Source organism: Oerskovia sp. NPDC060338, from assembly GCF_042726295.1.
Lineage (GTDB): Bacteria > Actinomycetota > Actinomycetes > Actinomycetales > Cellulomonadaceae > Oerskovia > Oerskovia merdavium.
On record NZ_JBHXCQ010000003.1, the window covers coordinates 161,146 to 174,061 of the forward strand.

The following is a 12,916-nucleotide window of genomic DNA, read 5'->3' on the forward strand; positions in this document are numbered from 1 at the left end:
ACATATCAGGTGGGTCCGGCGAACAGCGCCCGTTCAATCTCGTCGGCCTCGACCGTGCGGCCGACCGCAACGCTCAAGTCGTCAGCCCATCTCGACAACAGTCCGCAATAGGACACGTACGTGTCGGTGAACCAGTTGTAGTTGCCCTTCGGAAGCGACTCCCATCCGCAACTACGGAGGGACGTCGCGACGCGCGCATCGAGAATCAGACACCTCACGGCGCGACGCTCCTGCGGGGCGTCACCGCCAAGGAAGTACAGCACCTTGGTGAAAAAAGCCGGCCCGAGCCCAGGGATACGGCCCCGTCCCGGTTCGACGAGCGCGCCGTACGCCCCCCGCACGTCCTCTTTCCACACCCGCTCGGCAGCCTCGCGCAGATAGCCGATGCGATCTCTTCGCGTCACGGGATCCGCGAAGGCGTCGATTCGCGCGCGATTGTTCCGCCGCGACGGCCCAGAACCCCAGGCGAGCACATGCCACAGGAACTGCAGCCACTGCTCGTCCCGGCCTCGCCGCCCCTTGCTGCGGAGGTCCGCGGACATGGCGAACAAGTCCGCCCGGGTCAGCACCGCCGTCCCGTCCTCACGAGTCGAGGGGAACGTGATCATCGGAGAGGTCCCGTCAGCCAGACCGGCCTCGGTAAGCCGAGACGTCCACCACACCGACTTGAGTTGGGCATCGGAGAATCCGTGATCCAAGACCCGGCCGGTACGGCTCGACTCCCTGACTGCTTCCCGAACCCAACGGGGTGGGGCCAACCCTTCCGGCGCCGTCGGGCGCTGCCTCATCGTCATGCCGGGGATCGTCGCACATTCCTGCTTCCCCGGCGATACCCCCAGTGGCGCGAACGGGGCACCCCGGAGCCAAGCACGTCCACGCGGGGCACCACGGCACCGCGCGGTGAATCGCCCCTTCCCTGTTTACGACCGACAGCGCAGTCGCCATCGAATTCACCCGATCGACCGCCCCGACGCGAGGAGGACTGTGGGATGGCATCGATCACGGTGCGCACCGAACTGGAGCGCATCCAGGCACAGAACATCGACATCACAAACTTTGAGACCACCCTCAAGGGCTTCCAGGACTCGTTCAAGATGCGGGTCGGAAAGGCTCGCAACCAGTATGAGGTTGCGATCAAGACGATCGATACCGCCATCGCCAACCTCGAGAAAGTTAAGGAAGCCATGCGACTGTGGACACAGCAGCTTGACGTCGCGGACCGCGGGCTTGACGAGGTGACAATCCGCAAACTGACCAAGGGCAATCCCACGATGACCGCGCACTTTGAGTCGCTCGTGCTCGAAGCCACCGAACCAACCAACTAGGTCCGAGGCCACCTGACGCGTGCCCGGGCGTACGTTGTTGCCGCACAGGTCCGCACGTTGTCGGGAGTTACGCCAGGCTGTCGCGGACCGCCCAAGAAGAGCCTCGATCTAGGCCGCCGAACTCCGACGATGTGATCCCCAGCATGCAAGGTCCGCTTCAGCAGTTGTCTCAGTGCTTCCTGGCTGGTCGCCCGGTCCCTGCCCCCTTCGGAGTCGAGCAGCCCCGCGACCTTGAGGTTCTGGATCGTGAGAATTGGGCTCCCCTGGAACGCACGAAGAGGCCCGGACCTGCGGAAATCCGCAGATCCGGGCCTCCGATCAGGCGATCGACGCCCGACCCACCAACCAGGTCAGAAGTTGATCATGTGCCCCGCGAGTCCATGAATAGCCTCCTGCACGGCCTCCGACAGCGTCGGGTGCGTGTGCACGTTGCGCCCCAGCTCGGATGCCGTGAGGTCCCACTTCTGCGCGAGCGTGAGCTCGGGCAGCAGCTCGGATGCGTCGGGGCCGATCAGGTGGCCGCCGAGGAGCTCGCCGTAGCGGGCGTCGGCGACGAGCTTGACGAACCCCGTGGGCTCGCCCAGGCCGTGCGCCTTGCCGTTGGCCGTGAAGGGGAACTTGGAGACCTTGACGTCGTAGCCCTCGTCGCGGGCCTGCTGCTCTGTGAGGCCGAAGCTCGCGATCTGCGGCTGGCAGAACGTCGCGCGCGGCATCATGCGGTAGTCGCCCAGCGTCATGGTCTCGGCGCCGCCGATGGTCTCGGACGCGACGACTCCCTGCGCCTCGGCGACGTGCGCGAGCATGAGCTTCGCGGTGACGTCACCGATCGCGTAGATGTGGGGCACGTTGGTGCGCATGACGTCGTCGATCGCGATCGCGCCGCGATCGGTGAGCTGCACACCCGTGTTCTCGAGGCCGAAGCCCTCGACGTTGGGTGCGAAGCCCACGGCCATGAGGACCTTTTCGACCTCGATCGAGCCGGGCTTGTCGTCCTTGACGCCCTTGTAGGAGACGGTCACCGACGAGCCACCATCCACCACGGTCTGCACCGCGGTCGACGTCAGGATGTTCACGCCGAGCTTCTTGTACTGCTTGGCGATCTCCTTGGAGACCTCGATGTCCTCGTTGGGCAGCGCGCGGTCGAGGAACTCGATGATGGTCACGTCGACGCCGTAGTTCTTGAGGACGTACGCGAACTCCATGCCGATCGCACCGGCCCCGACGATCGCGATCGAGCGCGGCAGCTCGCGCGTCAGGATCTGCTTCTCGTACGTGACGACGTTCTCGCTCAGCTCGACGCCCGGCAGCAGGCGGACCTTCGAGCCCGTCGCGATGATGACGTTCGCGAACGTCACGGTCTCGGTCTGGCCCGAGGACAGCGCGACGTCGATCGTGTTGGCGTCGCGGAACGTGCCGCGCCCGTCGTACTCGGTGATCTTGTTCTTCTTCATGAGGAAGTGCACGCCCTTGACGCGGCCGTCGGCGACGTCGCGGCTGCGGTCGAACGCCTTGCCGAAGTCGAACGACACGTCACCGGTCATGCCGAAGAAGTCGGCCTGGTGCGTGAACAGGTGGGCGAGCTCCGCGTTGCGCAGGAGCGCCTTGGAGGGGATGCACCCGACGTTGAGGCACACACCGCCCCAGTACTTCTCCTCGATGATCGCGACGGACTGGCCGAGCTGGGCCGCGCGGATGGCGGCGACGTAGCCGCCGGGACCCGCGCCGAGGACGACGACGTCGTAGTGGTTAGCCATGTGGACCAGCCTAGATCGTCTGCCCGACGGCGGTGCGACCGATCGCGTCACACGCCACCAGGGCAGGGGGCCGGGTCGGGCGTCGACGAGCCAGCGGGCTCTCGTGGACGCCCCGAGACGGGCGCCCGTCCGAGGGAATACGATGCGCTACAGCCGCGTCGACTCCCGACCTCAGGGCTCGTGGGCGGCGACACGGGCCTCGTGGAGACCTCATGGCCTTCGGACTCGCAGCACTCCTGGACGACATCGCGGCGTTCGCCAAGCTCGCGGCCGCCTCCGTCGACGACATCGGTGCCGCCGCGGGGCGCGCGAGCGTCAAGGCCACCGGCGTCGTGATCGACGACACCGCGGTCACGCCCCGCTACGTCGAGGGTCTGGCCGCGAAGCGCGAGATCCCGGTCGTCAAGCGCATCGCCCTGGGCTCGCTGCGCAACAAGCTCCTGTTCATCCTCCCGGCGGCGCTGCTGCTCAGCCAGTACCTGCCGTGGCTCCTGACACCGCTGCTCATGGTCGGCGGGACGTACCTCGCGTTCGAGGGGGCCGAGAAGCTCTGGGAGATGATCTCGGGCAAGCACGGCGAGGCGATCGACGAGGCGGCGGCGAAGAAGGCCGTCGACGAGGACCGGGTCGTGTCGAGCGCGGTGCGCACCGACTTCATCCTCAGCGCCGAGATCATGGTCATCGCGCTCAACGAGGTCGCCGACGAGGCGTTCTGGTCGCGCGCGATCATCCTCGTGGTCGTCGCGCTGCTCATCACTGCTCTGGTCTACGGGATCGTGGGCCTGATCGTGAAGATGGACGACATCGGCCTGCACCTCGCCCGGCAGCGCACGGGGTGGGTCCAGTCGTTCGGGCGCGGCCTCGTGACCGCCATGCCGCGCGTCATGGCGGTCATCTCGACCGTCGGCATCGTCGCGATGCTGTGGGTCGGTGGGCACATCCTGCTCCAGGGCGCGTACGACCTCGGGTGGCACGGGCCCTACGACCTGCTGCACTTCCTCGAGTCGGGCGTGCACGGCGTCCCGGTCGTCGGGGGCGTGCTCACCTGGCTCGTCGACACCCTGGGCTCGGCGATCGTCGGCACCATCGTGGGCGCGGTCGTCGTCACGGTCGTGCACTTCATCCCGCGCAAGAACAAGCACCACTGATCCCCTGACGACGCCCGAAGGCCCGCTCGCCCGCGAACTCGCGGGGCGAGCGGGCCTTCGTCGTCCGGCCCGCGGCGCGTGTGGGTGGCCGGTCCTACCGTGGGAGGACCGCCAACGAGTCGCAGGAGGACGTCATGGCCTTGAAGTTCGGGTTCGTCGGGAGCTTCGGTTCCGCATCAGAGCTGGTCTCCATGGCCCGCGAGGCCGAGGACCACGGCTGGGACGGCTACTTCACGTGGGACGGCATCAGCCTGCCCGGCATGGAGGGCTACGACCCGTGGGGCATCCTCGCCGCGGCGGCCGTCCAGACCGAGCGCGTGACGCTGGGTGCGCTCGTATTCGCACTGCCCCGCCGGCGTCCGTGGGAGCTCGCACGCCAGGCGTTGACGGTCGACCACCTCTCGGGCGGGCGGCTCGTGCTGCCCGCGGGCGTCGGGGTGCTCGACGACGCGGGCTTCAGCGCCGTCCCCGGCCAGCTCACGTCGCTGCGCGAGCGCGCCGAGCTGCTCGACGACGTGCTGGCCTTCCTCGAGCGTTCCTGGTCGGGCGAGGCGTTCTCGTTCGACGGGAAACACATCTCGACGGGCGAGATGACGATCTCACCGCAGCCCGTCCACGGGCGCATCCCCGTGTGGCCCGTGGGGGTGTTCCCGAGCGAGAAGTCCATGAGCCGAGCGGTCCGCTGGGACGGCGTGACGGTCCAGCTCCGGGGCGACCGCGGCCTGGACCCGCTCACACCGGAGGACGTGCGCGAGGTCGCGACCTGGATGGGCGACCACCGTGACCCGGCGGCCGGTACGTTCGAGCTCGTGGTCCAGCGGGACTTCGCGACCGACCTCGACGCCGCGGCCCAGGACGCGCGCGCGCTCGAGGCCGCGGGCGCGACGTGGTGGCTCGAGGCCGGGTGGGACCCGTCGAAGATCACTGCGGAGTCGCAGCTCGCGCGGATCCGCCAGGGGCCGCCGCGACCGTGAGCGCGTGCGTCGCGCCACGTACGCCGCCCGTCGGCGACACGCCGTCTCGGCGAGCAGGTACGTCCCCCGTCCCGCACACGCCGACGGCGCCGCTCCCCACCCAGGGGCGCGGCGCCGTCGGGCCGTGCGAACCGCGTGCGACCGTCAGGTCATGCGGACGGGCGGGCCGCCTCGATGTCGACCGTCGGCAGGTGCTTCGCCGGCAGCGTCTTGGGGCGCCACGACGCGCGCGTCTGCTCGAACGCCGTGATGTCGGCCTCGTGCTGGAGGGTCAGGCCGATGTCGTCGAGCCCCTCCATGAGGCGCCAGCGCGTGTAGTCGTCGATCTGGAAACGGACCACGACGTCGTCGGCCGTCGCCGTGCGCTCGACCAGGTCGACCGTGACCTCGGTGCCGGGCTTGGTCTCGAGGACCTTCCACAGCAGCTCGATGTCCTCCTGCGCGACGATGCCCGCGACGAGGCCCTGCTTGCCCGAGTTGCCGCGGAAGATGTCCGCGAAACGCGAGGCCAGGACGACCTTGAAGCCGTAGTCCTTGAGGGCCCACACGGCGTGCTCGCGCGACGAGCCGGTGCCGAAGTCGGGGCCCGCGACCAGCACGGAGCCGGACGAGTAAGCGGGCTGGTTCAGGACGAACGCGGGGTCCCCGCGCCACGCCGCGAACAGCGCGTCCTCGAACCCCGTGCGCGTCACGCGCTTGAGGTAGACGGCGGGGATGATCTGGTCCGTGTCGACGTTGCTGCGGCGCAGCGGGACACCGACACCGGTGTGGGTGGTGAACTTCTCCATGATGCTTCTGCTTCCTCGATGAGTCGGTCGTCAGGTGGCCTGCCGGGGTGGCGCCCCGCGTGGGGCGCCGGAACCCGGTGTCAGACCTGCAGCGGGACGCGCGGGTCGAGCGGCGCGAGCGGCGTGCCGTCGAACGACGTGATGTCGACGTCGGCCGGCAGGTCCAGGTCGGCCAGCGAGGACAACGTCCCGCGGATGGCCGTCGCGGCCGCGACGAGCGGCGAGACCAGGTGGGTGCGTCCACCCTTGCCCTGGCGACCCTCGAAGTTGCGGTTGGACGTGGAGGCCGAACGCTCCCCCGGAGCGAGCTGGTCCGGGTTCATGCCCAGGCACATCGAACAGCCGGCGTTGCGCCACTCGGCACCGAAGTCGAGGAAGATCTGGTCGAGCCCCTCGGCCTCGGCCTGGAGGCGGACGCGCGCCGACGCGGGCACGACGAGCACGCGCAGCGAGTCGGCCTTCTTCTTGCCCTGGACGACCTTGGCGACCGAGCGCAGGTCCTCGATGCGGCCGTTGGTGCACGAGCCGATGAAGACCGTGTCGATCGCGATGTCGCGCAGCGGAGCACCCGGGGTCAGGCCCATGTACTCGATCGCGCGCTCGGCGGCGACGCGCTCGTTCTCGTCGGCGATCTCCGCCGGGACCGGGACGTTCGCGGACAGGGGCAGGCCCTGGCCGGGGTTGGTGCCCCAGGTGATGAACGGCTCGAGGTCGGCCGCCTCGAGCACGACCTCCTCGTCGAACGTGGCGTCGTCGTCGGTCTTGAGCGTCTTCCAGTACTCGACCGCGGCGTCCCAGTCGGCGCCCTCGGGCGCGTGCGGACGGCCCTTGAGGTACTCGAACGTGGTCTCGTCAGGAGCGATCATGCCGGCGCGCGCGCCCGCCTCGATCGACATGTTGCAGACCGTCATGCGGGCTTCCATGGTCAGCTTGCGGATGGCCTCGCCGCGGTACTCCAGGACGTAGCCCTGGCCGCCGCCCGTGCCGATCTTCGCGATGATCGCGAGGATGATGTCCTTGGACGTCGCGCCCGGGGGCAGCTCGCCGTTGACCGTGATCGCCATGGTCTTGAAGGGCGCGAGCGGCAGGGTCTGGGTCGCGAGCACGTGCTCGACCTCCGAGGTCCCGATGCCGAACGCGAGGGCCCCGAACGCGCCGTGGGTCGAGGTGTGCGAGTCGCCGCACACGACCGTCAGGCCCGGCATGGTGAGCCCGAGCTGGGGGCCGACCTGGTGCACGATGCCCTGGTCCGCGTCACCCAGGGAGTGGATGCGCACGCCGAACTCCTTGGCGTTGTTGCGCAGCGTGTCGATCTGGGTGCGGCTCGTGAGGTCCGCGATCGGCAGGTCGATGTCGAGCGTGGGGGTGTTGTGGTCCTCGGTCGCGATCGTCAGGTCGGTGCGGCGCACCTGCCGGCCGGCGAGACGCAGGCCCTCGAAGGCCTGCGGACTGGTGACCTCGTGGATGAGGTGCAGATCGATGTAGAGGAGGTCGGGCGACCCGTCGGTGCCACGTCGCACCAGGTGCGCGTCCCAGACCTTCTCCGCCAGCGTGCCGGCCATGTTGGTTTCTCCTACCTGTGTCCTGCGGTGGTCGCTCACGCGGGGGCCGTGGGCGACGATCGGGGGGTACAACTCGGTCGTGGTCCGGGTGATCTTCCCGGTCCTTCGGCGACACCGACACCCGCAAACTTGCATCTCACTGTGCGAGACGTCAATATCGACCTATGGACAATTCTAGCGGAGTCGGCGTGCTGGACAAGGCGGCGTCCGTTCTGGGCGCTCTGGAGTCCGGACCAGCCACTTTGGCCCAGCTCGTCACCGCCACCGGACTCGCCCGTCCGACGGCTCATCGCCTCGCTGTCGCGCTCGAGCACCACCGCATGGTGGCTCGCGACATGCAGGGCCGTTTCGTCCTCGGACCGCGCCTGAACGAGCTCGCGACCGCAGCAGGCGAGGACCGCCTGCTCGCCGCCGCGAACCCCGTTCTCACGGCGCTGCGCGACCACACGGGCGAGAGCGCCCAGCTCTACCGCCGCCAGGGCGACCATCGCATCTGCGTCGCCGCGGCAGAACGCCCGGTCGGACTCCGTGACTCTATCCCCGTGGGGGCTACCCTCACGATGGGTGCGGGCTCGGCCGCCCAGGTCCTGCTCGCCTGGGAGGAGCCGGACCGCCTCCACCGCGGCCTGCGCGAGGCCGTCTTCACGGCCACGATCCTCTCGGGAGTCCGACGGCGCGGCTGGGCACAGTCCGTCTCGGAGCGCGAGCTCGGGGTCGCCTCGGTGTCGGCGCCCGTACGCGGACCGTCGGGGCGGATCGTCGCCGCAGTCTCGATCTCGGGACCGGTCGAGCGCCTGACGCGCCAGCCGGGCCGCCTGCACTCGGGCTCCGTCGTCGCCGCGGCCAACCGCCTGACCGAGGTCCTGCGCCGCGCCGGCGAGTGACCGTCCACCGACCCTGACCGAGGGGCGGGTGCCGTGAGGCGCCCGCCCCTCGGCGTTCCTGACTGGCGTTCCTGCCGGTCCTTGCCGCACCCGTCAGCGCTCGCCCCGGGGCAGGTCCCGCTGCGTAGACTCGGGCGATGACACTCCTTGCTGCCGAGCACGCGCTCCAGGCCGCCCAGCGTGCCGGCGACGTCGATGCGCTGGACGCACTGCTGCACCCTCGGTGCGTCGGCGCAGGCCCGGACGGGTCCGTCTTCTCCAAGGAGGACGACCTGGAGAGCTACCGCTCGGGGTTCCTGCAGATCACCCGCCTGGAGGAGGAGTCGCTCGACGTCCAGGAGGACGTCCTGAGCGGCGTGACCAGGCTGGTCGCCGCTGTCGAGGCGGTCCAGGGCGGGACCGTGGTCTCCGCACGGTTGAGCTACACGCGCCTCTGGGTGCGGGCGGACGAGGGGTGGCTGGTTCTGGCCGCCACGCTCGCACCGGGTGCTGCGCCTGCCTGACCGGACGCGTCGTGGCGCTCCGCGCCCTTTTGGACCCCCTCGTCCGGCGCTCCGCGCCCTCTGTGCGACCTTGTCCTGACACGGGACCCACGACCGATTCGGGCGAAACGCTAGACTCGTCGTCGGCGCGCCTCCGACGGCGTCCCGTCTGCTCTGGTCACCATGGCGAGCAGAGCACCACCGCCCCGATCGACGACCACGTGAGGACCACACGATGCCCGGCAAGGCCAAGACCATCCTGATGTGGGTCGTCATCGTCTTCCTGCTCTACGCGGTCATCAAGAGCCCTGACCGCGCAGCAGACATCGTCCAGGCGATCTGGGACGTCATCATGGGCGCGTTCGCGAGCTTCGGACAGTTCGTCCAGTCCCTCATCGAGTAGTCGACGGCATGGCGCGCGAGCAGCTGGAGGTGGAGGGCGCGGGTCGCCCTCCCCGCCTGAGCGCGCGTCATCTGCGCCGCTACATCATCCCCGGCGAACGGGTCGTCCTTGCCACACGGGCCCACTGGGGCAAGCTGGCCGAGCCCGTCGCCACGACGTTCGCCGCGTTCCTCGTCGTCGCATGGCTCGTGAGCGCGTCCGGTCCCACCGTGGGCGACGGCGCCCTCATGCTCTGGTGGGTCTGGCTCGCGGTCGCCCTGCGTCTCCTGTGGAAGGTCCTGGACTGGCGCAACGAGTGGTTCGTGGCGACCGACAAACGCATGCTGCTGATGTTCGGGCTCGTGACGCACAAGGTCGCGATGATGCCCCTCGGCAAGGTCACCGACATGAGCTACAGCCGTTCGATCGTCGGGCGCGTGCTCGGCTACGGCCAGTTCATCCTCGAGTCCGCCGGGCAGGACCAGGCCATGAGCCGCATCAACTGGGTCGCCAAGCCCGACGCGACGTACCGCAAGCTGTGCGACACGATCTTCCTCCCGGGGGGCAAGGGCGGCCCGGGCGGCTCCGGCGCTCAGAACGCCTCGGGTGGCGCCGACGGCTCCGCAGGCCGGCAGCAGGCCGCCCCGACGGCGCCCGGCCCTTCGACCACTGCTCCCCCGCCGCCACCCCCTCCGCCGGCCGCGGCACATCTCGCGTGGGCGCCGACGAGCGTCGGACCGGAGCGGGACCCTGCCGCGGCGGCGACCCAACCGGTCGCGGTGCGGTCCGTCCAGAAGGACGGCCAGGGGCACCTCTTCGTGGCCCCGCGCGGGAGTGCGCCCCGCCTGGCGGGGACCGACCGCCCCGTCATGGCGCCGCCGCTGCCCCCGCTCCCTCCGGCGAACCGTCTCGACGGCACCGACGGCGAGGCGGAGGGTCCGGCCTGGGAGGTCTCGGACGAGGACCGTGCGACGTTCGTGCCGATCGGCCGCTCGACGTCCTCCCCCGGGGCGCGCACCGAGCCCCCGGTCCCGCCGCCCCCCGCCTGACCTCGCCCGACGCCCCGTCCTGGGCTCTCCCAGGCCGTTCCGGTCAGCGTCCCGGCACGTTCGGGTCCTTCGACCCTGGCCGCGCGCCGCCCCGCAACCTACGGTGCAGTAACCACCCGTTCGGCGGTGGCAGCAGCACTCGCACCAGGCATGAGAAGAGTCCACCTGTGACCACGCTTTCCTTGACCGTCCCGTCGCCGTGCCCGCCGCTCCCGCGGGTCATCCAGGGCGGGATGGGCATGGCGGTCTCGTCCTGGCGCCTCGCGTCCGCGGTCGCGCACGCAGGACAGCTGGGCCTCGTGTCGGGCACGGCCCTCGACCTGGTGCTGGCGCGCAGGCTGCAGAACGGTGACCGCGACGGGGCGGTCCGTCGAGCGCTCGCCGCCTTCCCGGTCCCCCGGTTCGCCCAGCGGGTGATCTCGCGCTACTTCCGTCCCGAGGGGCGCAGCGAGGGTCAGCCCTACGCGCCGGTCCCGCGCCTCGCGCTGCGCCAGACCCGGCTCGCGCAGGAGCTCATGGTCCTGGGCAGCTTCGTCGAGGTGTGGCTCGCCAAGGAGGGTCACGACGGGCGCGTGGGGATCAACTTCCTCGAGAAGATCCAGATGGCCGCACCCGCCGCGGCGTACGGGTCAATGCTCGCGGGTGCCGACTACGTCGTGACCGGGGCAGGGATCCCCCGGGACGTCCCGCACCTGCTCGACCAGCTCGCGGAGCACGAGCACGTCGAGTTCCCCGTGACGGTCGTCGGCGGGAGCCACCACACGGTCGACTTCGACCCCGAGACGCTCCTCGGTGGCTCGCTGCCTGCCGTGTCACGTCCGACGTTCCTCGCGATCGTCTCCGCGCACGCCCTGGCCGAGCACCTGGTGCGCGAGGACCGCACCCGCCCGGACGGGTTCGTCGTCGAGGGGCCCCCTGCCGGCGGGCACAACGCGCCGCCCCGCGGACGGCTCACCCTCGACGAGGTCGGCCAGCCCGTGTTCGGCCCGCGCGACCAGGCCGACGTCTCGAAGGTGGCGGCGCTGGGGCTGCCGTTCTGGATCGCGGGCGCGCAGGGGACGCCCGAGGCGCTCGTCGCGGCCCGTGAGGCGGGAGCCGCCGGCGTCCAGGTGGGCACCCTCTTCGCGCTCGCAACCGAGTCTGGACTCGACCCCGCGCTCCGCGACGACGTCCTGACCCGGTTGCGCGACGGGACGCTCGACGTCCGGACCGAGGCCCTCACGTCCCCCACGGGCTTCCCGTTCAAGGTCGCGCAGCTCCCGGGGACGCTCGCCGAGGAGGGGCTGGTGGCGGCACGCCCTCGGCTGTGCGACCTGGGCTACCTCCGCACGCCCGTGCAGAAGGAAGACGGCAAGGTCGCCTACCGGTGCCCCGCGGAGCCCGTCCACATGTACGAGCGCAAGGGCGGAGCCGCGGCGGACACCGCCGGCCGGTCCTGCCTGTGCAACTCCCTCGCCGCGAACGTCGGGCTCGGGCAGACCCGCGCCGAGGGCTACGTCGAGCCGCCGCTCGTGACGCTCGGCGTCGACGTCGCCGGGGCTGCCCGGCTCGCCGCGCAGCACGAGGGCTCCTGGTCGGCCCGCGACGCCTTGGACTGGCTCCTGGGAGAGGGCTCGGCGGTCAGGGTGACGGACCTCACTGAGCGAACGGTGCCCGTCGGCTCCTGAGACGCACGAGCTGAGCGGTCAGGTCCCAGTCGGCCGGCCGTTCCTCGGGCACGAACCATCGCGCCCCCGCATCGAGCCACACCTTCCGGGCCCGCAGCGCGGTGCGCCAGGAGAGGTCCTCGACCCCGCTCTCGGAACCGCAGCAGTCGCAGATCGCGTAGAGGGGAGTCCCGCCGCGCCACAGATCCTCCGGGACCGATGGATCCGACCATCCGCAGACCCTGCAGGTCGTCTCGACGAACATCACAGAAACCTAGCAGCCGGCTCCAGCCGGGAGGCGACCTCGCCGGGTCGCTCCTCGGCAGGCCGTCGCGGCCCACGAACGACGAAAGCCCGGTCATCTGACGATGACCGGGCTTTCTTGGTGGTACCCCCAACGGGATTTGAACCCGTGTTACCGCCGTGAGAGGGCGGCGTCCTAGGCCGCTAGACGATGGGGGCCAGGACAGCTCTCCCACTCCGAAGAGTGATCGAGCGTCATCGAGGCCCGGTCATCTGACGATGGCCAGGCCTCGTACTACGTACCCCCAACGGGATTTGAACCCGTGTTACCGCCGTGAGAGGGCGGCGTCCTAGGCCGCTAGACGATGGGGGCCTAAGCTCGTCACCCCGAGGGGCGCCGTGCCGTTGAGAACTGTACTGCACGATTCGCGTCGGTTTGACCGACTCGATGCGCTACTTGCTCTGCGCTGGGGTACCAGGACTCGAACCTAGAATGACGGTACCAGAAACCGTTGTGTTGCCAATTACACCATACCCCAAGGAGGTATCAGCGCCGCGCCCTCTTCCCGTTCCCGGGCTTCGGGTGAGCGCCTCACCGAGAGAAAACATTACCGGAGAGTCCCGGTCCGGCCAAATCGCCCTCAGCCGGCCTGCCAGTCGCTGCCAGTCGCTGCCCACT

12 protein-coding genes and 3 tRNA genes are annotated in these 12,916 nt (G+C 70.0%); 8 read left to right on the forward strand and 7 right to left on the reverse strand.

Annotated elements, in window-relative coordinates:
* Positions 1-5 precede the first annotated feature (5 nt).
* Positions 6-794, reverse strand: a complete 789-nt coding sequence (locus tag ACFWGN_RS04830; RefSeq protein WP_377615936.1) for a hypothetical protein — start codon at positions 792-794, stop codon at positions 6-8.
* A 195-nt stretch (positions 795-989) separates the two neighbouring features.
* Between ACFWGN_RS04830 and ACFWGN_RS04835 the strand changes: the two genes are divergently transcribed.
* The gene (locus ACFWGN_RS04835) at positions 990-1,325 is read left to right on the forward strand and encodes a DUF2130 domain-containing protein (RefSeq protein ID WP_377615937.1); all 336 of its coding nucleotides are present in this window, start codon (positions 990-992) and stop codon (positions 1,323-1,325) included.
* A 350-nt stretch (positions 1,326-1,675) separates the two neighbouring features.
* Here the strand turns inward: ACFWGN_RS04835 and lpdA are convergent, their stop codons facing one another.
* Positions 1,676-3,079, reverse strand: coding sequence for a dihydrolipoyl dehydrogenase (gene lpdA, locus ACFWGN_RS04840; RefSeq protein WP_377615938.1), 1,404 nt, complete (start codon positions 3,077-3,079; stop codon positions 1,676-1,678).
* A gap of 212 nt (positions 3,080-3,291) precedes the next feature.
* On the opposite strand from lpdA, the gene ACFWGN_RS04845 reads away from it, so the two are divergent.
* Together ACFWGN_RS04845 and ACFWGN_RS04850 are read left to right on the forward strand one after the other, a co-directional pair.
* On the forward strand, positions 3,292-4,227 hold the full coding sequence (locus tag ACFWGN_RS04845) for a DUF808 domain-containing protein (RefSeq protein WP_377615939.1): 936 nt from the start codon (positions 3,292-3,294) through the stop codon (positions 4,225-4,227).
* Positions 4,228-4,361: 134 nt separating this feature from the next.
* Positions 4,362-5,201 (forward strand): LLM class flavin-dependent oxidoreductase, encoded by an 840-nt coding sequence (locus ACFWGN_RS04850; RefSeq protein ID WP_377615940.1) that lies wholly within the window; start codon positions 4,362-4,364, stop codon positions 5,199-5,201.
* Between the two features lie 149 nt (positions 5,202-5,350).
* On the opposite strand, the gene leuD is transcribed toward ACFWGN_RS04850, so the two are convergent.
* Positions 5,351-5,989: a 3-isopropylmalate dehydratase small subunit gene (gene leuD, locus ACFWGN_RS04855; RefSeq protein WP_191789286.1), complete on the reverse strand. Its 639-nt coding sequence runs from the start codon at positions 5,987-5,989 to the stop codon at positions 5,351-5,353.
* An 80-nt stretch (positions 5,990-6,069) separates the two neighbouring features.
* A complete protein-coding gene (gene leuC, locus ACFWGN_RS04860) occupies positions 6,070-7,551 on the reverse strand; it encodes a 3-isopropylmalate dehydratase large subunit (RefSeq protein WP_056648171.1) in 1,482 nt (493 codons plus the stop codon).
* A 164-nt stretch (positions 7,552-7,715) separates the two neighbouring features.
* Here leuC and ACFWGN_RS04865 point away from each other — a divergent pair, with 164 nt between their 5' ends.
* The 5 genes from ACFWGN_RS04865 to ACFWGN_RS04885 all read left to right on the forward strand — a co-directional run bounded on the left by ACFWGN_RS04865 (position 7,716) and on the right by ACFWGN_RS04885 (position 12,015).
* The gene (locus ACFWGN_RS04865; protein ID WP_030150819.1) at positions 7,716-8,435 is read left to right on the forward strand and encodes an IclR family transcriptional regulator; all 720 of its coding nucleotides are present in this window, start codon (positions 7,716-7,718) and stop codon (positions 8,433-8,435) included.
* A gap of 137 nt (positions 8,436-8,572) precedes the next feature.
* Positions 8,573-8,938 (forward strand): nuclear transport factor 2 family protein, encoded by a 366-nt coding sequence (locus ACFWGN_RS04870; RefSeq protein ID WP_377615941.1) that lies wholly within the window; start codon positions 8,573-8,575, stop codon positions 8,936-8,938.
* Between the two features lie 214 nt (positions 8,939-9,152).
* Positions 9,153-9,320 carry a hypothetical protein gene (locus tag ACFWGN_RS04875; RefSeq protein ID WP_169834240.1) on the forward strand — a complete coding sequence of 56 codons (168 nt, stop codon included), beginning with the start codon at positions 9,153-9,155 and terminating at the stop codon, positions 9,318-9,320.
* A gap of 8 nt (positions 9,321-9,328) precedes the next feature.
* Positions 9,329-10,348, forward strand: a complete 1,020-nt coding sequence (locus tag ACFWGN_RS04880; RefSeq protein WP_191803186.1) for a PH domain-containing protein — start codon at positions 9,329-9,331, stop codon at positions 10,346-10,348.
* Positions 10,349-10,515: 167 nt separating this feature from the next.
* The gene (locus tag ACFWGN_RS04885; protein WP_377615942.1) at positions 10,516-12,015 is read left to right on the forward strand and encodes a nitronate monooxygenase; all 1,500 of its coding nucleotides are present in this window, start codon (positions 10,516-10,518) and stop codon (positions 12,013-12,015) included.
* 365 nt (positions 12,016-12,380) lie between these two features.
* On the opposite strand, the gene ACFWGN_RS04890 is transcribed toward ACFWGN_RS04885, so the two are convergent.
* From ACFWGN_RS04890 to ACFWGN_RS04900, 3 genes are all read right to left on the reverse strand, one after another.
* A tRNA-Glu gene (locus ACFWGN_RS04890) sits at positions 12,381-12,456 on the reverse strand.
* Positions 12,457-12,537: 81 nt separating this feature from the next.
* Positions 12,538-12,610, reverse strand: a tRNA-Glu gene (locus tag ACFWGN_RS04895).
* 94 nt (positions 12,611-12,704) lie between these two features.
* Positions 12,705-12,776, reverse strand: a tRNA-Gln gene (locus ACFWGN_RS04900).
* Between the last annotated feature and the right edge of the window lie 140 nt (positions 12,777-12,916).